Raw genomic sequence first — 21,487 nt, forward strand, 5'->3', positions numbered from 1 at the left:
GCATTATGTCCAGCACAGGTCCTATCCTCGTCACGGGCGGCAATGGCCAGCTTGCGACATCTCTTGCGAACATCGGGGGTGATCAGATCATCCGTGTTGGGCGCCCTGAATTCGACTTTGACAAGCCAGAAACCATTTCCGCAGCTATCGAAAAATACCGCCCTGAAGCTGTCGTGAACGCAGCTGCCTGGACGGCCGTTGATCTGGCAGAAACGGAAACAGCTGGAGCTGAGCGCGCCAACTGCTCCGGCCCTAAGGCGCTCGCAGAAGCCTGCGCAAAGGCTGGCATTCCGTTCATCCACGTTTCAACGGACTATGTTTTCTCCGGTGACAAGGGATCTCCTTACACGGAAGAGGATCCTACCAGCCCTGAAACAGTCTATGGCAGCACAAAAGCTGACGGCGAACAGGCTGTTCTAGCGGCAAACCCGAAGAGCATCATCCTTCGGACCTCTTGGGTTTACTCCTCGCACGGAAAAAATTTCGTCAAGACCATGATCAATGCTGGCGCCAAAAATCCGGCGCTCAAGGTTGTTGGCGACCAAAGCGGCAACCCCACCAGTTCTGACGATCTGGCTGACGCTATTCTCGCTATTCTGGCCCTCATCGAGAAAGATGGCTGGAAACCGGAATTTGCTGGCATCTATCATGCTAGCGGCACAGGCGAGACGACGTGGCACGGTCTGGCTGTCGCTGCACTGGAAGAAGCAGAAAAGCATGGTCAATCCATGCCGACAGTCAGTGCAATCCGGACTGAAGACTGGCCGACCCCGGCCAAGCGTCCGCAGGATTCACGGCTGGACTGTTCAAAACTTTATCGTGTGTTTGGCGTTCGGTTGCCTGAATGGCGTGAAAGCGTTGCACGAACAGTCCACCGGCTTTTCGCTGCGATCTGAAAAAATGGGTCATTCGGCAATTACGCAGGATGACCCTCCTGCCCTGACCCATCTTAACCAAGGATATTATGTCTTCTCCCCACTCCGGCATTCGCCGCTGGAACCCACAGATGATACGGGGAGGAGCAAGCCAGACCGCCGACAGGACAGACCGTGTCGCCATTCTACTGTCCTTGCATAACGGCGAAACCTATCTCAACGCACAGCTCGACAGCATTCTCGCCCAGACCCACACGGACTGGGTCCTTTACTGGCGTGATGACGGATCAACTGATGCATCCCGTGTGATCATGCTCTCATTTGAAGAGCATCGCGGACACGGGCGTTGCGTCGAAATTACATCCGTCATGGGCAATATGGGCGTGACGGGGTCTTATCTGCATCTTCTGGATTCCATTCCTCCCACGCCCTTCATAGCGTTCGCGGATCAGGATGATGTCTGGCAGCCTCAAAAGCTGGAATGGGCGCTGGAATGGCTCCAGAAACAGCCGCTCGATGTGCCCGCTTTATATTGTGCCCGTCAATATCTGACAGATTCTTCGCTCAACGTGTTCAGTAAGTCGGCGTCCCTCAGCAGAACTCCTGACTTTGCATCCGCTCTGACGCAAAACATCGCAACCGGGCACACAGTTGTTATCAACGCAGCGACATATGAGCTTTTATATGAGCGACTACCTCCGCCCTTCATCCTGCATGACTGGTGGGCTTATCTCGTTACGATGGCCTCTGGCGGCAAAGTCTTTTTTGATGAGCGGTGTGTCAGCTATTATCGCCAGCACGCGCGCAACACCGTCGGGGCCAAACGCTCGCTTCTCAGCCGCGGCTTAAGTGCTCTCAGACGTGGACCCGGCGTCTTCATGACGATCTTTGAGTCCAATGTTCAGCACTTGCTCCAGGAACCGGATATCCTGACAGAAGACGCACAGACCCTTCTGTCAGAACTGGCCGGAGCCCGAACGTTAAGAGCCAGAATCAAAATCCTCTGGAGGCGAAGAGAGCTTCAGCGCCAGACACGTTGTGAGACCGCTATTTTCCGTCTGTGGTTTCTTCTTGCAGTCCGGCAGCCTTCTCAAGGCTGAATATGTAGCTCACGTCGCATGGCATCCATGAAGGCCCCGTCATGCTCAAGACTGAACGGGCGCGCAGACGCATAATCATAAGCAATACTGGCTGCCTTGATGCGCAGGTCTTCAGGTTCTGAGCCATATCGCGGAACAATATGCGTATGAAGAGACGGTGCCAGATTGCACCATGTTTCGTAATTGATGCGGTTTGAGGCGGTAAGAGCCAGAAGAGCGTCCCCGACAGCGGCGACATCCAGAAGATATTGAATCCGCTCCTCACCTTTCAGGTCATTCAGGGACGGCACAACAGGATCGGCGAGGAGTTGGCAATATCCTGCAAGAGGCTGCGTCTCACCAATAACAAGCCAGCCAGATTTCATACGCCCAATGACAAACGGGTTGCTGCCACTTCGCGCGGCAACAACCCGTTTTGCAATAACATCCAACATGTATGTTTCCCTTCAAAAAGGGAAAGCTATCATGCGGCGGAACGTGCGTCCTCTTCATCCTCTTCCGGCACAATACGCTTGTTGTCGCGAGTGGGCCGGAAACGATTTTCTACCAGAGCATCTTCAATATCTTCGAGAGAAGCACCGGACGTTTCTGGAACAAAGAAAAAGACAAAGATAACTGAAGCGAGATTAACGAAGGCGTAAAACCACATCGTCCATGTCAGGCCAATTCCTTCTGCCATCGTAAGAGCCGTGCTGGTGACAAGCAGATCAGCCCCCCACAGGGTGGCAGCATGCAGGGAGGTCGCCTGTCCACGCATGGACAGTGGGAACATCTCAGCACCCAGCAGCCAGCCACAGACCTGGATACCGCCCGAGTTGAACATCATGAACAGCAGCAGGAACGCTACGATCAGATATGACCCCGCACTGCCTGCGGCAGGATGGAGCATAAACATCACGCCTAGGCCAACCAGCGAGAGTGCGGCCCCTGGCCCCATGATCAGCATCAGGCGACGCCGGCCAATCCTGTCCACAAAGAGACAGCCCAGAATGGTCATGATGCAATAAACGATCGCAACACCTAGCGATGCCCAGAGTGCCGAAGAGGCTCCGAAACCAGCATCATTCAGAAATGTCGGAGCATAGTAGATCATCATCTCCAAGCCACCACACTGGGTGAAGAACGCCACACCCAGCGCTGCGACAAGAGCCGGTCGAACCCAGGGCTGGAAAAGACCGCGCCATCCCCGGTTTTCCTGCTTGATGCCCTCTGCATTCTCACGAATGGACTCAACTTCTTTGCGAACTGCCCTTTTTGTGGTGCGGATACGGCTAAGGTGAAGGATGGCATTCTTCATGCCTTCATTCTCAGCAGACCAGCGCGGGCTCTTTGGCATGAAGAACATGGATACAAAAACGAGGGCAGCCGGTATGGCGGCAATCCCCACCATAGGGCGCCAGCCCCAGTTCGTGCGCTGTGTAAGACCGATGATATTGGCAATCAGAATACCGAGGCCGATTGCCACGTTGAACATCGTCACAAGGCTTCCCCGCCGTTCCTGGGGGGCCAGCTCCGAAATATACATCGGCACAACCTGTGTGGAACCGCCGACGGCAAGTCCGAGCACAAATCGTGCAGCAATGAGGCTCCATACATCCGGCGAGAAAGCGCACGCTGTCGCGCCAAGAACAAAGACACCACTGACGAGGCATGTTGTGGTGCGCCGTCCGAATTTCTCCGAGAGAGAGCCGGCACCGAAGGCTCCGAATACTGCACCAAGCAGAATAGCCGAAGCGACGCTTTCCTTCATTGTAGAGTTCAGATGAAAATCATCGCCAATCAAAGGCAATGTGCCGGAGATGATGCCTGTGTCGTAGCCGTAGAGGCCACCGCAGATTGCAGCAACCATGGCTGCAAGCATCAGGATCAATTTCGCGTTCGGTGAGACCTCAATTTGTGAGAGGTCTATTTGTTCACGAGCAGGTCGAGATGTTTTTGTATCATTTGGCATAATGACATTAACATATCGCAATCTATTCAGTTTTTCCGCATTTTTCTATTTTTTTGAAAATTAAGTGAGCTTCCACTTATTCTGGCCACGAAAATCAGAATTCTATATGGATATCAGGACTGCTCCGGAGACCCTCTATGCTGACGCCCACACCCGATACCACCCGTGATGTGCCCTACATTTCTGGAAGAGCCCTGATCATCATGCACATCATTCTGGTTACTTTCATCGTATGTGTGCACTGGTTCGCCGGATCTCTTAATTAGTCCTCAGCCTCGTCCAGAGGTTCGCCCACCCATAAAAAATCCCTGCTCCCAACCCAATCCAGAATGGAATGGGGATATCCGTTATCCAGGACAGCATCAGACCGCCCCAGGACAGGACAAGCGCGAGCAATACGGAAACCAGTAGTCCCATCGCCGGGCATAACCCTAGTCTCAATGCCGTAGCCGCCGGGCCAATCATGAGACTGAAGGCCAGCAGTGCCCCGGAGACTTCGGCACATGCTGAACAGGCCAAAGCTGCTACAGCCATAAATCCAAGAGACGTCAGACGCACAGGAATGCCACGTGCACGTGCAACTTCTGGCGTCAGGCTCGAAAACAGGAGCGGCCGCCCAAGAAAAACCAGGCCCGCCAGACAGAGGGCTGTCACTCCAGCCAGAATGAACAGCGTCGGGGTATCAATTCCGAGCACATCCCCAAATAGCAGTGTCGTCGCCATGCTGGAGGCTCCGTTAGCCTCATGAAGGAACCAGGTGCCCAAGCCAAGGCTGGCGGCGAGCACAAGGCCGATCGTACTGTCTCTTTGAGGGGGAATTTTACCGCGTCCCTCACCTTCGCTTCCTATGGCAAGGCCTGCCAGAAGGCTGAAAGCAATCATCCCGAAGAGAGGCGAAACACCAAGCCAGACTGCCCCTGCGGCTCCACTGAAGCCAATATGGGACAGTGCATGGGCGGCAAAAGCCTGTCGCCGGAGGCTCAGAAACCATCCCACAGTTCCTGCGAGAACAGAGACGAGCGTGCACCCCAGAAATGCATGCCGCATGAATTCAAATTCGAACATGCAACTCGCCATTTTCCAGAGCCAGAACGCGCGTTACTTTTCCTTCCAGCGCAGCAGTTTCATGAGATGTCATAAGGATTGAAACGCCAAGGGTCTGGGTGAGTGATACCAGCAGGGCAACAATCTGCTGCTGCGCGTCGTGATCCAGAGCGGCAAGGGGTTCGTCCAGAAGGAGCAGACCCGGTTGACCAGCAAGTGCCTGTGCCAGGCAGACACGCTGTCGCTCTCCCCCTGACAGATGTCCCAGAGGCCGTTTTGAGAAAGAGAGTGCTCCAGTCAGGGTAAGAAGCCTCTCGGCCTCCCTTTTTCTTTGACCAAAACGAACAGGCACACCCCAACGCGCACCATCCATGGCACCCATCACATGACTGATCGCCGGGATCATGAGAGCCGCATCGCTCAAGCCCTGCGGCATGTATCCAATGCGTTCACAGGCCATTCCGGGTGGGAGGCCATCAATCAGGATCTGTCCTTTTTCGGGCCTTACAAGATCCAGACAGGCCCGCAGAACAGTCGATTTTCCTGCACCATTTCGTCCTGACAGAAGCGTAATACCTTCAAGAGGGACGGTCAGGGAAACCTGATTTAAAACACGTGTCTGGCCTGCACAGAGGGTAACATTCTCAAGAACAAGGTTATCGGGACTGGCCATCAAGTGCCTGCTGAACGGACTGAAGGATCGACGAGACCCAGTCTTGCCATTGCTGGCTGACAGGGAGCGTCTCTCCTATCATAACCAGCGGCAGACCGCTGCCCCTGGCCCGCTCTACCATACGGTCAATCTGTGGAGACCTGACGGCAGGATTGACGATCAGAAATCTGATCTGTCTGCTGTCGATTGCAGTTTCCAGTTGAGCCACATCGCGCGGAGACGGTTCGCTATGATGCATGACCGACAGGGCGAACCCGGGGTCAATGATCCTGAGGCCCATCGTCTGGATCAGATCAGCTCCCACCGGTTCCATGACACCGATGATAGTCCCGTCGTGTTTCTGCCTGATGACTGCTGTCTGGCCAGACAGAGCATCAACCTGAGTCAGAAAGCTCGTTAGGCGGCTACGAATATCCGTCTGATCCAGGCCTCGCGCTATAAACGCGTCCGCCACGGCTGAGGCCACTTTACGCACGGCGTTCAGATCGAGGAACAGATGCGGATTGTCCCCTGCGCGCCATCCCGCTTCTTCAGCCGCAATAATCTGCGTTGCTGATGAAGGAGAAAAATGGACTGCCCAGTCATCGTAGGTCGCGCCATTCAGAACGATGACGCCGGCATGAGCCATATTCCGCGCCATGGATGGCGTTGGCGTCAATTCATGGGGATCGATGCCCGGAGTTGAAATTAAAGACTGTGTCTGGACGGCCGGTCCACCAATCTGCGCTGCAATATTACACCAGGCTGCCTCAACGCAGACCACAGGCAGCGGAGCAGCATACGCAAAAGGCGCAGTCAGAAGCGAACCAGCCAGAAACAGGGTTCGGACACAGCGCATGAGTTTCCCCGGACGGATGGAAAGGAAAAACGTTATAAGATAACATTCTTCTTTTGGCTATCCTCGGGACGGCGGCTTTACGTAAAGTTCGGTTGCTGCGGCAAGAACCTTACGCTGATACGCCATATTCAATGGCACGGTCCGTGAATGGTAATCTCCAATGGCGCGCATGAGATTCCCGTGTTCATTATCCAGAGCGGTGCGAAGGATCATCGCAGCGGCAGCAACATTGAAACAAGGCTCAAGGGCCAGTCGCGTTGCAATCTGGGCAGGGCTCTGGTGCAGCATGGATGAAATAGGAAGGATCCAACGCGAATTGATCTGCATGAGACCAATATCCACTGATCCATCCTTATTCTGGCTAACCTTGCCCATCACTCCACCCTCAACCCGCTGAATGGCAGGAAGAACACGGGGAGGAATACGATAATGCAAAGCCGAAGCAAGCATACAGGCTAGGAAACCAGCGGCCATGAAACCCTGTCATCTTTATTAAAGAAGCTCATAGTCTAGCATCCCCTGACCCTACCTGCCATCCTGACACAACAAGCCGAAAGAATAAGAGCAACAGGAATGAATACACAGGATACTTCCGCAACCCTGACCTTGGATGCTCTGTCCATACCCTATCAGCGTCGCATTTATGACTATGATCCATCCGCTGGGAAACTAGGTATCGCCGCCGCCAAAGCTCTGGGTCTTTCCCCGGATCATGTTCTCAAGACCCTGATGGTGCAGATTGACGGGCGCCCTGCCTGTGTTGTCCTGCCTGCTGATCGCGAGTTGGATTTCACACGTGTTGCAACAGCCTTTGGGGGGAGAAAAGCCAAAATGCTCTCTCGCCCGGAGGCAGAACAGCGGACAGGGTACAAGATTGGCGGTGTCAGCCCATTCGGCCAGCGCAGTATTGTACCAACAGCTTTTGATCAGAGTGCAATGGATGGCCCCCCTGTCGTCATCAATGGTGGAGACCGAGGCCTTCTTCTGGAACTTGGACCTCAGGATGCTCTCATAGCGACGAACGGTCTGATTGCAGACCTCGTTCGCCCACTGCCCTGAATTTGGACACAGACCTGACCCTTCATATTGAAAGGACAAGGTCTGGGCCGGCGATACGGGCTTTGTGTATAAAGACACAAAAATCGTAGAGCGGAAATTTCAGATTTTTTGGGAGAAACTGGTGGAGCCAATCGGGATCGAACCGACGACCTCCTGAATGCCATTCAGGCGCTCTCCCAACTGAGCTATGGCCCCACGTGTTTCATCTACAGCCCCTTTGGGGTGGAGCCGGATGAGCGCGGTATATAAGGATGTTTTCATCGTGACAAGCCATAAAAACACTTTTTCAGGCTAGAATCACGTTCTCCTGACGCAGCTTCTCAAGAAGCGAAAGTCGTGGAAGCCCAAGGATAGCATCCTGATCGCCCGAAATTTTGGAAAAGAGCTGAATACCCAAGCCCTCCAGCCGATAAGCCCCTACGCAGGACAGTATCCTGTCCCCCTCTTCTCTTAGATAGAGCTCCAGAAATTCATCAGAAAAGGGGCGCATCGTCATTTGAGGCGTAGCGAGTGTTTCCCAGATTTTCTGTGTGCCCCGATACAAAACGACAGCTGTCTGAAGAGTATGCGTGCGGTTTCGAAGGCATTTAAGATGCGTCTTCGCCTCATTGAGATCCTGCGGCTTCGCAAAGGCTGTTCCGTCCAGATCGAGGATCTGGTCAGCCGCGATAATCAGACTGGTGTCAGACGAGACATCGGCCGCAAGCCTCGCCTTGGCATCCGCGAGAGCCAAAGCCGTGTCTCCCAGAGATTTTCCTTCACTTTCACACTGCTGGCGCAAAGCCTCTTCATCCAGATCTACCGGTCGAACCTGAATGATCAGACCACTCTCTTCCAGAAGTACTCGCCGGGCACTCGAGCCACTTGCGAGGATTATGGAATTATTGAGCAAGGTCATAAGATGCGACTCCAAACTATCGACGGCGAGCACGAGTACCAGTACTGCGTATGACCCGGTGAAAAGATTGTGTCAGTACTGGGGTACATGGGGACAGTACTTGAAGTTTGCGGGAAGGTACCGAGTACCGTGGATTGTTGGTTACGCCCCCAATTTTTGGGGGTTGTACACAGGGGGTCTGTGAGCAAATCGGGATAGAATCCTACACCCCCTTGTCCACTGCGGGTTTTGCAGTTGTACACAGTGTGAGTAAGACGGGGTACATTTTTAGAGAGCCGGGTACCCCGGTATCCACAGGGATCATCCTATCCTCCAGGATTTCTTTCTTATTTCTTTCATGGTTAGTGAGCGGCATGAATTCGGAAAACGCACCCCTCTCCCCATCCTCGAAACCGCTCCTGAGAGCTCTCAAGGGTGAAGCTGTTTGGCCCCCGCCGGTCTGGCTCATGCGGCAGGCAGGGCGTTACCTTCCCGAATTTCGTGCCATGCGTGACAAGGCTGACTTCCTGACACGCTGCATGACTCCAGACATGGCTGAAGAACTCACCCTTCAGCCGATCCGCAGGTATGGAATGGACGGAGCAATCCTGTTCTCGGACATTCTCATTCTGCCCTGGGCAATGGGTCAGTCCCTTGAATTCATTGATGGTCGGGGCCCGGTTCTTGGCGCCATCCGTTCTCAGGCAGATCTGGGAAAACTTGATCCCAAGCGTGTACAGGAGGCCACGGCACCTGTTCGGGAAACACTCTCGCGACTGAGTAAATCACTCCCAGATGTCACGACATTGCTCGGCTTTGCCGGCAGCCCATTTACGGTCGCCTGTTACATGGTTGAGGGCGGCGGATCGCGGGATTTCGCCAATACCCGCAAAATGATGCAAACTGATCCAGCGCTGTTTGATCGTCTGATTGAAACCCTGACGATCAGCACGGCAGAGATGCTTTGCGGTCAGATTGAAGCAGGCGCTGAAGCTGTCATGCTCTTTGATTCCTGGGCAGGAATTCTCCCTCCCAACGCGTTTCGTCGCTATGTGATTGAACCTACCCGGCAGATCGTGCGTCATATTCAGGAGAAGCATCCGAATACGCCGATTATCGGTTTCCCGCGCCTCGGAGGGATCATGATACGCGAATACGCAGAAAAGACCGGAATCAATACGCTGGCGCTCGATACAGTGGCTGATCCGGTGCAGATTGCGGAGTTAGTACCAAACGTGACGCTGCAAGGGAACATGGACCCGATGGTCCTGTTTTCTGGCGGTGAGGCCATGGTGCGTGAGGCTCAGGGAATCAGGGATGCGCTTCGTGGGCGTTCGCATGTTTTCAACCTGGGACACGGCGTTATGCAGCACACGCCGCCTGAAAATGTCGGCGCTCTCGTGGAAGCGGTGCGCGCAATATGACCACGGCTCTGGATGCAGCAGGCCAGCTGAAACTGGTCATCTTCGACTGTGACGGTGTACTCGTTGACAGTGAGCGTGCGTCCTGCCGGGCCACAGCAGAGTTCGCTCGGTCCCTGGGTCTTAAGATTTCAGACGATGAGGCTCATGACCGGTTTTCAGGTAAGGCACTCTCTCAGGTCGTGAAGGAACTGGAGCACGAAACAGGACGTGCTCTACCTGAAAATACGGCACTCAAAATGAGGGAAAATCTTGTACGTCTAATGCAGAAAATGGCAGAACCTGTAGAGGGTGCGCCAGAAATGCTACATGGAATACGTGGTTTGCAACTGCCGTTTCGTGTTGGTTCGAACTCGTCTGTCGTTGAGATGGATGCCAAGTTTGAACGGACACAGATGACCATGTTTTTCCCGGAAAACCGGGTCCATTCAGCAAATGACATGGATGAACCGAAGCCATCTCCTGAGGTTTATCTGTACGCTGCAAAAGCAGAAGGTGTTCTGCCAGAAAACTGTGTTGTGATTGAGGATAGTGACACGGGTGCTGAAGCCGCCCGGCGTGCTGGTATGAGTTGTGTGCTTCTTCGTTCTGAAGACCTCCCTCTTCCGGCATTTTGGCCAACGCCAGGCTTTGTCAGGATCGGTCACCTTTCTGAACTGGTACCGCTGCTTCGCAAGACACTTCAAAGCCAGAAAGAGAACTGATGGACTTTGTTGTTGATCACCTGAGCTGGTTCCTGTCCCTCCATATCATGGCTTTCACGGCCTGGATGGCGGGGACATTCTATCTGCCACGTCTCTACGTGTACCATACCCAGACAACGCCTGGTACTGCGGAGAGCGAACGTTTCAAAATCATGGAACGCAAGCTTCTCCGTCAGATCATGACGCCTGCGATGATTGTTACTGTGCTCGTGGGGGGGATGATGTCGTCTGTGCCGGGTCTGGTGGACTGGAACAGCGGCTGGTGGTGGACAAAAGTGATCTGCGTTCTCGGCCTCATGGGCTTTCATGGGGCATGCAGCAAATGGCGTCGTCTGTTCGCAGAAGACCGTAATCCGCATTCCGAGAAATATTACCGGATCGCAAACGAAGTACCAACCATTCTCATGGTGATCATTGTCATCATGATCATGGTTCGGCCCTGAGACACGTCGCCTGTTAAAATACGGCCTTAGAGAAGGCCGTATTTGACGCCAGTCATTTCTTCAGAAATTGCCCAGAGGCGTTTTGCAAGCGTATGGTCTGACGCAGTCTCTGGCAGACCGGCGTCACCCGGGAGACCGGTTCTTTCTCCCTTGCCCTGAGGCCCATAATAACCCCCGTCCTGCGCTTCAGGAGACGCCAGAGCATAGAGAAGCGGCCAAGCCCCCTCCTCCACTGTCTGTCCCATCATATGAAACACAGGGCCGGCGAAGCTTCGGGCAATTTTACGACCCCAGCGACCAACCGGGGTACCATTCCGATCAAGCGAGCCGTTATTGGAGACAATATCGCTTGCCGCCCAGCCGGGATGAGCAGCCCGTGAATGAATAGGCCAGGGAGCTTTCTTGGCCCGGCGGTCTAGTTCCAGAGCAAAGAGCAGATTTGAAAGTTTACTCTGCCGGTAACGTGCCATCGGATTGTAGCGGTGCCGGGCATTCAGATCACCAAACGGAATTTCACCCTTCAGGGCAGCAAGGGACGCGACAGTCATGATTGTCGCATTGCCCGCGGCTAACAGAGGGAGCAGCCGCCCGGTCAGAGCAAAGTGACCAAGGTGATTGGTACCAAACTGAAGTTCAAACCCGTCTTTTGTGGTGAGACGGGATGCAGGGCCCATGATGCCAGCATTATTGGCAAGAAGTTGAATGGGGCGTCCCTGCTCGCGCAAAGCGGTGGCAAAAGCTGCAATAGAGGCCAGTGAGGCAAGATCCAGCACTTCAAAGCGGCCCTGCACACTTGGAACACGTTCATACAGACGGTTAAGAGCCGCCCTGCCCTTCTCCAGGTTACGCCCACTCAAAATGATGGAAGCGCCACGCTCAGCCAGCCCACAGGCAATTTCGAAACCCAGGCCGCCTGTAGAGCCCGTAATGAGCGCAGTCTGACCATCCAGACGATTCAGATTATCAAGAGACCAGCTGGTCTGGGGAAGACGGGTCATCAGTGTTGTCCTTTTTCGTGGGCTCCGGCGGCTGAGCGCTTTTCATCTTCTTCAGCCTGTTTCATGGCTTCTTCAGTCAGTCGTTTCTCGTTCTTTTTAAGAAAGAGAAACGCTCCTCCCAGACAGCAGGCCCCTACGACGGCCAGAGCAATTCCAACCGGCCCGGTGATCTTTTCAATCTGCTTACCGAGTTCATAAGTGATGAAGGCATAGCCCCCAGCCCAGAAGAGACCGCCCAGCGCGTTGAAAAAAAGAAACGAATGCCAGGGCATTCGGTTTGCTCCAGCCAGAAGAGCAACGAACACACGCAGAACAGCGACAAAGCGTCCGAGGAAGACAACAATCCCGCCGTGTTTGCGAAAAAGATAGCGGCCGAGCATCAGGCGCTCATCAGTCAAGCCGACTTTCTTGCCGTGTTTCTTCAGGATGCTGTAGCCAAAATGGTGGCCGAGCAGATACCCGAAATTATCGCCCATGATGGCGCCTGTCACAGCGGCAAGGGCAATCCATCGAATCTCGAGATGATGCGTACTTCCTGCATAGAGGGACGCAGCGATGATGATGCTTTCCGCTGGCAGTGGCAGGCCCATGCTTTCCAGCATGACTGTCACGCCGATAACGCCGTAGCCATATTCCTGGAGCAGGTGATCGAGAAATTGCGTGAGATGAAACAGTGTCGTGATCCTGTGCGAATATGGCGGAAGGCAAAACCGCCAGCTACGATATTAGGACATCAGACACGGGATGAAAAATGACTGAGCTTTGCCCTCTTCACGTAGCCGGAAACTGGCCCTCCTGGGTTGGCCCTGAACTCGTGGCTGGCCGCACTCTTTCTTTCTCTGAACTCAGAACGGTCGAAGACTGGGTATTCTGGCAGGAGACCCGACCAGAAGAGCAAGGCCGCACGGTGATCGTCGGACGACGTCACGATGGAACACTCGTAGACCTTATCCCGCCAGAGAGAACTGTCGGAACCCGTGTTCACGAATATGGTGGAGGAGCGTGGGATGTCCGCCTGAAAAACGGATATCCGGAAGTTGTTTTCAGTGACCGAAAGGTCGGCGGCCTGTGGTTCAGCAACAGAGAAGGCACGTTTCAGGCGTTATCTGGCGATCGTGCACCGGAAATGCGTTATGCTGATCTGACATGGGATACAGCCGGAGACGGTGTTTTCTGCGTTCGTGAAACGCATGACGAAGGTCTGCCAATAGCGGCGCTAGTTCATGTATCACGGTTGGGCCAGGAAACGGTTCTGGTAGACGGAGCTGATTTCTATGCAGCCCCTCGCCCCTCGTTAAATGGTGCCTCTCTGGCCTGGTTCTCCTGGACGAATCCGGAGATGCCATGGACAGTGACCCGACTGTATGTGGCACCTATTGACCGAACCGGCCCCAAGCTTGGACGAGCCACAGATCTGAGTGGCCAGACACCCTGCAGTATTATTGAACCGCGTTGGGGAGCAGATGGTAGCCTTTATGCGACATCAGATGCTCAGGGTTGCTGGACGCCTGTTAAATTTGTGCATGATCAAACGGGATGGAAAGAGCAGTTTTTCCCAGAGGCTGGAGCTGAGATTGGTCTGCCGCATTGGATCTTCGGACAAAGAACACTCACGCCACTGCCTGACGGCCAGCTTCTCGCATTAGGAATTCGGGAAGGCCTCACTGGCGTTCTGCTCTTTGCAGATGGACATTGGAAAACTGTTCAGATGGGAGCGCCCGTCAACGTTCCAGAGCGTCTGTCGAATGGACAGTTTGCCTGGATTGATGCCCCCGAAGACGCTCCACCTGCTTTGGCTATTGGTGACATGGATGGGAATTTCGAGCTTTTTCGCTCAAGTGTTGTGCTGCCTGATACGATTACGTCTGACGACATTGCCAAGCCTTCTTTGTTCTCCTTTCCAACAGCCGGTGGATCGAAGGCATATGCGCTCTTCTATAAACCTGCGAGTAGCACTTCGCATCTAGAAGAAGGCGAAAAACCACCTTTGGTTGTTATGGCTCATGGCGGTCCAACAGGGCGTGCCAATTCAGGCTTTGCTTTCAAAGTGCAATGGTGGACCTCCCGCGGTTTCGCTGTTCTTGATGTCAATTACCGCGGTTCAACAGGGTTTGGTCGCAAATATCGGGAAGCCCTAAACGAACAATGGGGTGTTGCAGATGTCGAGGATTGTCTGGCCGGTGTTGAGTCCCTGATTGAACAAGGGCTGGTTGATCCAGCACGCTGCGTTATTCGCGGAAGCAGTGCGGGAGGCCTGACGGTTCTGTCTGCGCTGGCACAGTCTGATCTCTTTGCGGCAGGCGCCTCTCTTTATGGCGTTACCGATCTAAGGGCCTTGGCAGCAGAGACGCATAAATTCGAAGCACGCTATCTGGATGGTCTGATTGGGCCTTATCCCGAAAAAGAAGCTATGTATCTGGAACGTTCTCCTCTCACACATGCGGAGAAAATTTCCGTTCCTGTCCTGTTCCTGCATGGTAGTGCTGACAAGGTGGTGCCTCTCGCACAGGCTGAAGCCATGAGAACAAAACTGGCACAGTCTGATCTCCATGTTTATCCGGACGAAGGTCACGGTTTTAGAGCCCGTGAGGTTGTCGAAGATGCTCTTGAGAGAGAGCTGAGATTTTACCGAACTGTTTTTGCCACATCCGCTGATCCGGCCATATGAATAAAGAAATCAAAATAGAAAACTTTATAAAAATTCGATTTTATTCCGGAATGGTATGTTTGAATGTTCTGAATAAGAAATATTCAATCGGAAAGAATGAAGTTGCTTTTTCGCGGGTAGCTCAAACATGCATGGCCTGCCCTTGCGTTTGATCCTGGCACAGGAGAGACTCAGCTTAACCGGTTGCGCATTTCACTGTTGGATGCGCAACCTGACATCCAAAAAATTATCTCATCGGACCTTCTATGAAACATCGTAAACTTGGACGCACCGGTCTTCAGGTCAGTGAAATCTGCCTGGGCACAATGACTTTCGGTCAGCAGAATACGGAAACCGAAGGGCATGCGCAGCTCGATATGGCGCTCGATCAGGGGATCAATTTTATTGATACTGCTGAACTTTACTCCATTCCCCCACGTGCTGAAACCTATGGCGCGACTGAAACCATTGTCGGAAGTTGGCTAAAAGCTCGGGGCGGCCGTGACAAACTTGTTATTGCGAGCAAAGTTGTTGGCCGCAGTTCTTCACCGTGGTTTCGGCCCGGCGGTGAGGAAGCCCGTTTGACGCCAAAGCAGATTCACTATGCAGTTGAAGGCTCTTTGCGTCGTCTGCAGACGGACTATCTTGATATTTATCAGCTACACTGGCCCGACCGTAAAATCGGGTTGTTTGGTGAAGGCGGGACGACGTTTCGGGATGTGCCGGCAGCCAATGAAGTTCCGATTGCTGAAACTCTTGGCGCATTGGGTGATCTGGTCGCACAAGGTAAAATCCGTCATGTCGGTGTTTCAAACGAAACAGCTTGGGGACTCTCACAATTCCTTGCGGCTTCGCAGAATGGTCTTCCGCGGCTGGCATCCATTCAGAACGCCTACAATCTCATTAACCGGACGTTCGAAATTGGTCTGGCAGAGATGTGCCTGCGGGAAGATGTCGGGCTTCTGGCCTACTCTCCGCTGGCTCAGGGATATCTGACAGGGAAATATCTGAACGGAGCGCGCCCTGCGGGCGCACGCACTACGCTCTTTAACCGTGGTCAGCGTTACGAGAAGCCCGGTGTGGATGTTGCCATTGAGGCCTATCACACCTTGGCCCGTGAGGAAGGACTGGATCCGGTTCAGTTAGCTGTTGCTTTTGTGACGTCGCGTCCCTTCGTAACATCCAATATCATTGGGGCCACGAGCACGGATCAGCTTCAGACAATTCTGGATTCAACCCGTCTACAGATCACGCCTGAACTGGAAGCCAAGATCAACGCCATTCACCAGGTGCATTCAAACCCCGCTCCCTGAGTCTCAACGATGCAGGCATGAGATCATGCCTGCATCTATCAGTGGGCTGTGTGCGGCCCGAGCCGTCCAATGACGCGGAAAGCTGTCAGAACTGCAAACGTGCCAAAAATAACGACACCCAGAGACTGCCCAACGAGAATACCAATCGGGCCATAAGCTGAGCCGAACCACACAAACGGGATGGTTCCCAGTGTGGCGCGTCCCCAGTTGAAGCCGGTTGAATAGAAAGGGTGTCCAAGGTTGTTGAACGCCGTATTGGCGACAAATAGCAGCCCGACGAACATATAACTCAGGACCAGCCAGCAACAGAACAGGCGTACGATTTCCGCCCCAATGCCCTGAACGTTGAAAAGCTGGAGAATGACATTGTGCCCGGCAGCAAGAACAAACCAGGTGGTTCCAACACAGAGCGCTGTCAGCTTCAGTGCGGCCATGAGGGCTTCACGCACCCGATCAAATTGTTGGGCACCAAGGTTCTGCGCCATGATAGGTCCGACAGAACCTGTCAAAGCAAAAACCAATGAAAACGCAACAGGCACAATGCGGTCGATAGTTGCCTGTCCCGAAACAGCGTCCAGCCCAAACTGTGCCATGGCATGAGTTACGAACAGTGCGCCGGTTGGTGTGGCGAGATTGGTTGCAATCGCCGGGACAGCAATGCCGCCAATTTTTCGCATCGCAGGCTCAAAGGCTTCTTTCTTTGGCCATTCCAGCATGGCGTGCCCCCGAAGGTTCAGGAAGCCGCTCGCTGTAATGGCACATCGGGCCAGAATGGTGCTGATGGCTGCACCTTCCAGGCCGAGATGCAGCACAAAGATCATCAAGGGGTCCAGCAGAGCTGAAACAAGTGCACCTGTCAGGGTAATGCGCATGGACCGTTTGGCATCACCAACTGCGCGCAACAGAGCTGATAGAGCCATTCCCAGGCACACTAATGGAAGAGCTGGCGACACTATGTGCAGGAAGGTCGCCGCGTTTTCCAAAGCTGCTCCCTGAGCGCCAAGCAGCCTGAGAAGTGGCGTGGCAAATACCGCCGTGAGCGTGCCCAGAACGGCCGCGATGCCAACCATGACAGCAATGAAAGCAGATGCGAGACTTCGGGCCTCCGCATGCTGGCGAGCGCCGATCAGTCGACCAATACAGGCACCAAGTCCAATGGTCATGCCGATAGATACTGAAATCTGCAGAAAGCTCAGAGACGTCGCAAAAGCGATGGCGGCCGTCAGAGCAGAATCATGCAGGTGGGAGATGTAGAAGTAGTTCAGAAGATCGACAGCAAAAACTGCCATGAGGCCAATGGCCCCGGTTCCCGCCATGGTGATGACATGACGCATGATGCTGCCATGTACGAATCTCGCCGGTTTTATGGGAGAATCGTCAGGGATTCTGGGCTTGGATGGGTCATCTGATGGTACTGGCATGTCGGCATATACTGCCTCGTCCCGTGACAAAGAACCAGTGCCTGAAGTGCTTTGTTGGGAAGGTTTTCTGTCTGCCAGAAAGGAAAGGGAGCGTGGGAGGAAGAAGGAGGTTTTCCGCGAGTGTAAGGGTTTCGTTAACGCATGGTGTGGAACTGTCAGGTCAGATAACACCCGGGCGTGAGGCCCGAATCCCAGTTTCTGCCGGAGTCCGCCATGTCGATCATCAATTCTCTCAACACGGCTGTCAGTGGCCTCAATTCCCAGTCACATGCTTTCAGCGATCTCTCCAACAATATCGCGAATAGTCAAACGACAGGATATAAAGCTGCAACAACAAGCTTTGCCGATTATGTGACGAGCAATGATCTGGCAAGCGACGGGGAGTCACTGAGCGACAGTGTGGCTGCGACAACCAGGCAGCATACTGACAATCAGGGTATGGTTGTTTCTTCGACAAATACGCTGGCGCTCGCAATTTCAGGCAACGGATTCTTCAACGTTGTCCAACCCACAGGAAGCACGACATCCAGCACAGCGCCGACGTTCAGCAGCCAGCAGTTTTATACGCGAAATGGTGACTTCTCACAAAATAACCAGGGATATCTGGTCAACACTTCGGGTTATTATCTGGAAGGGTATCAGGTGGGTTCAGAGGGTGCTTTGAGTAGCACTCTGTCACCTATAAAAATCTCTGATTCCGTCGCATTTCAGCCGACCAAGAGCACAACTGTTTCTCTGTCTGCTGCAATTGGCAGCACCTCTGGGGCAGAAGGTACCAACACATCTACGGCAACAGCCTATGACAGTAAGGGAAATGCTCAGGAGGTGAGCCTGAACTGGAAACAGTCTTCCACGGATCCCTTGGTTTGGACTGTCAGTAATTCAGCAGATTCGAGCAATTCAGCCACAGTGAAGTTTAACAGTGATGGTTCTCTGGCGTCTGTAAATGGAGCGTCCCAGTCTACGGGTTCAGCGGCAACCTTTTCATATACGGGGCTGCCGCAGGATATGACCGTAAATCTGGGAACCATCGGGAGCACGTCCGGTGTGAGCCTGGCAACAGACAGCAGTAATTATAGCACCAATCCCACAATGACGACGGACAGCGTCACAAGCGGTACCTTCACGGGTCTGTCTATGCAAAGCGACGGGTCCGTGATGGCGACATTTGATAATGGGCTTTCTCAGCTCCTTGCAAAAATACCACTCTCAACATTCGCAGACCCTAATGGACTCTCTGCCCAAAACGGACAGGCATATACGGCAACGGCGTCATCTGGTGCACCGACAGTCAATGCAGTGAACACGAATGGGGCAGGGACGCTTAGCACCAGTTCCACTGAAAGCTCAACGACGGATCTGACCAGCGATCTTACCAAACTTATCGTCGCGCAGCAGGCTTATGGAGCCAATACAAAAATCGTGACCACTGCAAATCAGCTTCTGCAGACCACTTTGGCGATGATTCAGTAAGGCCGGGTGAAGGGAACTCTATATCATGGGGCTGACTGATTCACTTTCGATCGCCGTCTCTGGCTTGCAGGCCGTCCAGTATGGAATGTCTACGGCCTCCCAGAACGTCGCCAATGCGTCTACTGCAGGTTACATCAAAGAAGTCGCAAACGTTCAGTCTGTCGTAAATGACGGGACGGGTGGCGGCGTACGGCGCGCAACGACCAGTCTGGCTACAAACGCACATATCCAGACTGCTTTATATTCCCAGAATTCAGATGTTTCCCAATATACGACAACAAGCAACGCGCTTTCTGTCGTCACGGCTCTACAAGGTTCAACCTCTGCAGATTCTGGTAGCAGCGGGACACTTTCTGACCAGTTGGGAAATCTTCAGTCAGCCCTTATTTCTTTGACCAGCTCCGCGTCGAGTTCGACCACTCAAAGCACAGTTCTTTCGGCGGCCAATAGCTTTACCCAGTCGTTGAACACTCTTGCAGACACTGTGCAGGAGCAACGTCAGAACGCACAGGATGGTGTTGTCTCGTCAGTTTCGGATATCAATACCAACCTGACGACTATTGGCTCTTTGTCTACCAAGATCATGGCTCTTAAAGGGCAAGGGCTCGATACTGCGGATATTGAAAATCAGCGCTTTACGGCCTTGTCATCGCTCTCCAGTGAATTGGGTGTGAGTTGGAAGGTTTCCTCCAATGGAGACATGTCCATTACTACGCAAGACGGTGTCACGCTCCCTACACACAATACGTCTTCGGGTTCAGCAGATACCATTTCCAGCACCTGGCCTTTGACGACAGCCTCAGCGCAAATTTCAACCAGTATGAGCTATCCGGGTAACTCAGACGCTAATGCGATTCCGGCAATTACCCTGAACGGAAAAGATATTACTGGTCATCTGACCGGTGGAAGCCTCGGAGCCGATATAACGCTGCGAGATACCACGCTCCCAACGATGCAGGCCCAATTTGACTCTCTAGCCTATACTGTAGCCAGCCGCTTCGATGCGCAGGGCATGTCTTTATTTACAACATCAAGTGGCAATATTCCCTCTGCGTCCCAGACGTCCATTGTGCCTCAGGGAAGCGCTGGTTTTGCCCAGAATATTCAGGTTTCCCAGTCCTATCAGGACGATCCATCGCTTCTTGTATCTGGTGAGACCGCAAGTAGCAGTGTTGTCCAGAACATTCTGTCTTATGCGTTTGGAACCACTCAATCAGATGGCACAGGACAGGTAGCCGCCCCTACCAATAATTTAGGTGTGACGGGGAAATTGTCTACCGGATATAGTGGAAGTCAAAGTCTTGTGGCTCTTGCGACGTCTTTGACAGCCAACCAGGCTGCGACAGCTAATAATGCAAGTAGCAGTCTTTCTCTTGCACAAACAACGCAGACCAATCTCTCTTCAAGCCTGGCAGGAACATCAACTGTCTCTGTCGATACTGAAATGGCAAATATCGTTACATTACAGAACGCCTATTCAGCCAATGCGAAAGTTATTTCGTCCGTACAGTCCATGTTCACCGCCCTTTTAAACGCTGTTGGAAGCTGATTATGACTGGAATTACGGCATCGTTTGGTTATGGCGGATTATCGAATCAGCAGACGCGAAACTTGGCTTCGTTATCCCAGATAAAAGATAATCTTCAGGAACAAGCTTCTACGGGCGTAAAATCCAGCAACTACGCCCAGCTTGGGGAAACGCGTGCTCAGGCGCTAGCGCTCCAGCCTGCAATCACTCAGGTTTCGTCCTGGAACTCCAACGTGACCATGGCACAAAACAGATTAACGGTCACGCAGAGTACAGTCAGCCAAATTGCGACAATCGCAGATAATCTGAATGACACTCTTTCAACTCTTGTCGGGAATGTTTCCCCAACGGCCGTAAGTTCTGCCTCGGAAAAGGCTAAATCATATTTATCGTCTTTGGGTAATTTGTTGAACACGCAGGAGGGTGGGAGCTATATTTTTTCAGGGTTGCAGTCTTCCACTGCTCCCGTAAGCACCAGCTTAAGCAGTTCCAGCCTCGCATCTTCTATACAGGAGACTGTGAAAAGCATGGGAAATGGTAGTGCGTCAGATGTTCTGTCAGAGACGCTTTCTCTTGCAAAAGACACCAGCCAGAATCAGCCATTTTCCGCTGCACTTTCGACTGACCCGGTTACTGCTGCACAGCAGAAATTAAAAATCACCGTTGGAACTAATCAAACAGTTTCTGCAGGCATCGTGGCGACAGAGGGGAGTACATCGTCAGAAACGTCAACAGGCTCTCCGATCCGAGATCTCATGCGAAACCTGATGGTTGTTGCCTCTCTGAGTTCTGATGACGCAGGGACCACAGATTACACACAGTTGGTTCAAGGATTACAGACGACGAATACCGGTGTGACAGAAGGGCTATCCGATATCAGTGGTTCACTTGGAATACAGCAGAACACCTTGACCAGTCAGAGTACGATGCTGGCACAGATGAAAGCCGCTCTTACGACCCAGCTTGGAACGGCAAAGGATGCAGATCTGGCACAGGTTTCCGTCCAATTGAATGATACCAGCAATCAACTCCAGGCATCATATTCCATTATCGCAAATATGAAGGGTATGACGCTTGCAAGTTATCTCTGACGTCTGTTGAAAAATTGACCCTGACGTCGCA

At 53.1% G+C, this 21,487-nt stretch carries 21 protein-coding genes and 1 tRNA gene; 11 read left to right on the forward strand and 11 right to left on the reverse strand.

The features are described from left to right. Window positions 1-5: 5 nt before the first annotated feature. A complete protein-coding gene (gene rfbD / locus KP705_RS08225; RefSeq protein WP_235271744.1) occupies window positions 6-896 on the forward strand; it encodes a dTDP-4-dehydrorhamnose reductase in 891 nt (296 codons plus the stop codon). 68 nt (window positions 897-964) lie between these two features. Continuing rightward, entirely contained in the window at window positions 965-1,975 is a 1,011-nt protein-coding gene (locus KP705_RS08230) for a glycosyltransferase family 2 protein (RefSeq protein WP_252348301.1), read from the forward strand. On the opposite strand, the gene KP705_RS08235 is transcribed toward KP705_RS08230, so the two are convergent. The 6 genes from KP705_RS08235 to KP705_RS08260 form a co-directional block, all read right to left on the reverse strand. Beyond that, on the reverse strand, window positions 1,966-2,409 hold the full coding sequence (locus KP705_RS08235; RefSeq protein ID WP_200898324.1) for an HIT family protein: 444 nt from the start codon (window positions 2,407-2,409) through the stop codon (window positions 1,966-1,968). The two genes, KP705_RS08230 and KP705_RS08235, sit on opposite strands and share 10 nt — an antisense overlap. Window positions 2,410-2,438: 29 nt before the next feature. Then, window positions 2,439-3,926, reverse strand: a complete 1,488-nt coding sequence (locus KP705_RS08240; RefSeq protein WP_046900413.1) for a sugar porter family MFS transporter — start codon at window positions 3,924-3,926, stop codon at window positions 2,439-2,441. A 258-nt stretch (window positions 3,927-4,184) separates the two neighbouring features. Continuing rightward, window positions 4,185-4,991, reverse strand: coding sequence for a metal ABC transporter permease (locus KP705_RS08245; protein WP_046900414.1), 807 nt, complete (start codon window positions 4,989-4,991; stop codon window positions 4,185-4,187). Then, complete coding sequence (locus KP705_RS08250) at window positions 4,978-5,643, reverse strand: metal ABC transporter ATP-binding protein (protein ID WP_046900415.1); 666 nt, start codon at window positions 5,641-5,643, stop codon at window positions 4,978-4,980. Before KP705_RS08250 ends, KP705_RS08245 begins: the two co-directional genes overlap by 14 nt. After that, window positions 5,627-6,481 carry a metal ABC transporter solute-binding protein, Zn/Mn family gene (locus KP705_RS08255; RefSeq protein ID WP_046900416.1) on the reverse strand — a complete coding sequence of 285 codons (855 nt, stop codon included), beginning with the start codon at window positions 6,479-6,481 and terminating at the stop codon, window positions 5,627-5,629. The genes KP705_RS08250 and KP705_RS08255 overlap by 17 nt, the downstream gene beginning before the upstream one ends. A 57-nt stretch (window positions 6,482-6,538) precedes the next feature. Further along, entirely contained in the window at window positions 6,539-6,955 is a 417-nt protein-coding gene (locus KP705_RS08260; protein ID WP_046900417.1) for a lytic transglycosylase domain-containing protein, read from the reverse strand. Window positions 6,956-7,054: 99 nt separating this feature from the next. Between KP705_RS08260 and KP705_RS08265 the strand changes: the two genes are divergently transcribed. After that, window positions 7,055-7,540 carry an aminoacyl-tRNA deacylase gene (locus KP705_RS08265; protein ID WP_046900418.1) on the forward strand — a complete coding sequence of 162 codons (486 nt, stop codon included), beginning with the start codon at window positions 7,055-7,057 and terminating at the stop codon, window positions 7,538-7,540. Window positions 7,541-7,659: 119 nt separating this feature from the next. On the opposite strand, the gene KP705_RS08270 is transcribed toward KP705_RS08265, so the two are convergent. Both KP705_RS08270 and KP705_RS08275 read right to left on the reverse strand, forming a co-directional pair. Beyond that, a tRNA-Ala gene (locus tag KP705_RS08270) sits at window positions 7,660-7,735 on the reverse strand. Window positions 7,736-7,826: 91 nt separating this feature from the next. Continuing rightward, window positions 7,827-8,438 carry a Maf family protein gene (locus KP705_RS08275; protein WP_046900419.1) on the reverse strand — a complete coding sequence of 204 codons (612 nt, stop codon included), beginning with the start codon at window positions 8,436-8,438 and terminating at the stop codon, window positions 7,827-7,829. A gap of 353 nt (window positions 8,439-8,791) precedes the next feature. Here KP705_RS08275 and hemE point away from each other — a divergent pair, with 353 nt between their 5' ends. From hemE to hemJ, 3 genes are read left to right on the forward strand one after another with little or no spacing between them, the layout of a single operon-like run. Then, entirely contained in the window at window positions 8,792-9,841 is a 1,050-nt protein-coding gene (hemE, locus tag KP705_RS08280) for a uroporphyrinogen decarboxylase (protein WP_215764293.1), read from the forward strand. Continuing rightward, entirely contained in the window at window positions 9,838-10,542 is a 705-nt protein-coding gene (locus KP705_RS08285; RefSeq protein ID WP_046900421.1) for an HAD family phosphatase, read from the forward strand. Before hemE ends, KP705_RS08285 begins: the two co-directional genes overlap by 4 nt. Further along, entirely contained in the window at window positions 10,542-10,985 is a 444-nt protein-coding gene (gene hemJ, locus KP705_RS08290; protein WP_369826506.1) for a protoporphyrinogen oxidase HemJ, read from the forward strand. Before KP705_RS08285 ends, hemJ begins: the two co-directional genes overlap by 1 nt. A gap of 26 nt (window positions 10,986-11,011) precedes the next feature. Here hemJ and KP705_RS08295 read toward each other — a convergent pair whose 3' ends face one another. Then, on the reverse strand, window positions 11,012-11,983 hold the full coding sequence (locus KP705_RS08295; protein ID WP_203548070.1) for an SDR family oxidoreductase: 972 nt from the start codon (window positions 11,981-11,983) through the stop codon (window positions 11,012-11,014). Continuing rightward, entirely contained in the window at window positions 11,983-12,585 is a 603-nt protein-coding gene (locus KP705_RS08300) for a DedA family protein (RefSeq protein ID WP_198150526.1), read from the reverse strand. Before KP705_RS08300 ends, KP705_RS08295 begins: the two co-directional genes overlap by 1 nt. A 149-nt stretch (window positions 12,586-12,734) precedes the next feature. Between KP705_RS08300 and KP705_RS08305 the strand changes: the two genes are divergently transcribed. After that, the gene (locus KP705_RS08305; RefSeq protein ID WP_215764294.1) at window positions 12,735-14,651 is read left to right on the forward strand and encodes a S9 family peptidase; all 1,917 of its coding nucleotides are present in this window, start codon (window positions 12,735-12,737) and stop codon (window positions 14,649-14,651) included. A 245-nt stretch (window positions 14,652-14,896) separates the two neighbouring features. Beyond that, the gene (locus tag KP705_RS08310) at window positions 14,897-15,943 is read left to right on the forward strand and encodes an aldo/keto reductase (protein ID WP_215764295.1); all 1,047 of its coding nucleotides are present in this window, start codon (window positions 14,897-14,899) and stop codon (window positions 15,941-15,943) included. Between the two features lie 38 nt (window positions 15,944-15,981). Here the strand turns inward: KP705_RS08310 and KP705_RS08315 are convergent, their stop codons facing one another. Beyond that, window positions 15,982-17,277 (reverse strand): MATE family efflux transporter, encoded by a 1,296-nt coding sequence (locus KP705_RS08315; RefSeq protein WP_046900427.1) that lies wholly within the window; start codon window positions 17,275-17,277, stop codon window positions 15,982-15,984. Between the two features lie 300 nt (window positions 17,278-17,577). On the opposite strand from KP705_RS08315, the gene flgE reads away from it, so the two are divergent. Genes flgE through KP705_RS08330 form a run of 3 tightly spaced genes read left to right on the forward strand, consistent with a single transcriptional unit; the run spans window position 17,578 to window position 21,456 of the window. After that, window positions 17,578-18,837 (forward strand): flagellar hook protein FlgE, encoded by a 1,260-nt coding sequence (gene flgE / locus KP705_RS08320; RefSeq protein ID WP_086633296.1) that lies wholly within the window; start codon window positions 17,578-17,580, stop codon window positions 18,835-18,837. A 25-nt stretch (window positions 18,838-18,862) separates the two neighbouring features. Further along, window positions 18,863-20,386, forward strand: coding sequence for a flagellar hook-associated protein FlgK (gene flgK / locus KP705_RS08325; RefSeq protein WP_215764296.1), 1,524 nt, complete (start codon window positions 18,863-18,865; stop codon window positions 20,384-20,386). Window positions 20,387-20,388: 2 nt separating this feature from the next. Next, on the forward strand, window positions 20,389-21,456 hold the full coding sequence (locus KP705_RS08330) for a flagellin (RefSeq protein ID WP_215764297.1): 1,068 nt from the start codon (window positions 20,389-20,391) through the stop codon (window positions 21,454-21,456). Window positions 21,457-21,487 lie beyond the last annotated feature (31 nt).

The sequence above is a fragment of the Gluconobacter sp. P1D12_c genome (genome assembly GCF_018812105.1).
Taxonomy (GTDB): Bacteria; Pseudomonadota; Alphaproteobacteria; order Acetobacterales; family Acetobacteraceae; genus Gluconobacter; species Gluconobacter oxydans_A.

Coding starts and splice junctions, on each gene's coding strand:
- flgK (WP_215764296.1), top strand. CDS start 18,863: ATGGGGCTGACTGATTCACTTTCGATCGCCGTCTCTGGCTTGCAGGCC.
- flgE (WP_086633296.1), top strand. CDS start 17,578: ATGTCGATCATCAATTCTCTCAACACGGCTGTCAGTGGCCTCAATTCC.
- KP705_RS08295 (WP_203548070.1), bottom strand. CDS start 11,983: ATGACCCGTCTTCCCCAGACCAGCTGGTCTCTTGATAATCTGAATCGT.
- hemE (WP_215764293.1), top strand. CDS start 8,792: ATGAATTCGGAAAACGCACCCCTCTCCCCATCCTCGAAACCGCTCCTG.
- KP705_RS08310 (WP_215764295.1), top strand. CDS start 14,897: ATGAAACATCGTAAACTTGGACGCACCGGTCTTCAGGTCAGTGAAATC.
- KP705_RS08305 (WP_215764294.1), top strand. CDS start 12,735: ATGACTGAGCTTTGCCCTCTTCACGTAGCCGGAAACTGGCCCTCCTGG.
- KP705_RS08240 (WP_046900413.1), bottom strand. CDS start 3,926: ATGCCAAATGATACAAAAACATCTCGACCTGCTCGTGAACAAATAGAC.
- KP705_RS08230 (WP_252348301.1), top strand. CDS start 965: ATGTCTTCTCCCCACTCCGGCATTCGCCGCTGGAACCCACAGATGATA.
- KP705_RS08285 (WP_046900421.1), top strand. CDS start 9,838: ATGACCACGGCTCTGGATGCAGCAGGCCAGCTGAAACTGGTCATCTTC.
- KP705_RS08275 (WP_046900419.1), bottom strand. CDS start 8,438: ATGACCTTGCTCAATAATTCCATAATCCTCGCAAGTGGCTCGAGTGCC.
- hemJ (WP_369826506.1), top strand. CDS start 10,542: ATGGACTTTGTTGTTGATCACCTGAGCTGGTTCCTGTCCCTCCATATC.
- KP705_RS08260 (WP_046900417.1), bottom strand. CDS start 6,955: ATGGCCGCTGGTTTCCTAGCCTGTATGCTTGCTTCGGCTTTGCATTAT.
- KP705_RS08250 (WP_046900415.1), bottom strand. CDS start 5,643: ATGGCCAGTCCCGATAACCTTGTTCTTGAGAATGTTACCCTCTGTGCA.
- KP705_RS08245 (WP_046900414.1), bottom strand. CDS start 4,991: ATGTTCGAATTTGAATTCATGCGGCATGCATTTCTGGGGTGCACGCTC.
- rfbD (WP_235271744.1), top strand. CDS start 6: ATGTCCAGCACAGGTCCTATCCTCGTCACGGGCGGCAATGGCCAGCTT.
- KP705_RS08265 (WP_046900418.1), top strand. CDS start 7,055: ATGAATACACAGGATACTTCCGCAACCCTGACCTTGGATGCTCTGTCC.
- KP705_RS08330 (WP_215764297.1), top strand. CDS start 20,389: ATGACTGGAATTACGGCATCGTTTGGTTATGGCGGATTATCGAATCAG.
- KP705_RS08300 (WP_198150526.1), bottom strand. CDS start 12,585: ATGCTGGAAAGCATGGGCCTGCCACTGCCAGCGGAAAGCATCATCATC.
- KP705_RS08255 (WP_046900416.1), bottom strand. CDS start 6,481: ATGCGCTGTGTCCGAACCCTGTTTCTGGCTGGTTCGCTTCTGACTGCG.
- KP705_RS08315 (WP_046900427.1), bottom strand. CDS start 17,277: ATGCGTCATGTCATCACCATGGCGGGAACCGGGGCCATTGGCCTCATG.
- KP705_RS08235 (WP_200898324.1), bottom strand. CDS start 2,409: ATGTTGGATGTTATTGCAAAACGGGTTGTTGCCGCGCGAAGTGGCAGC.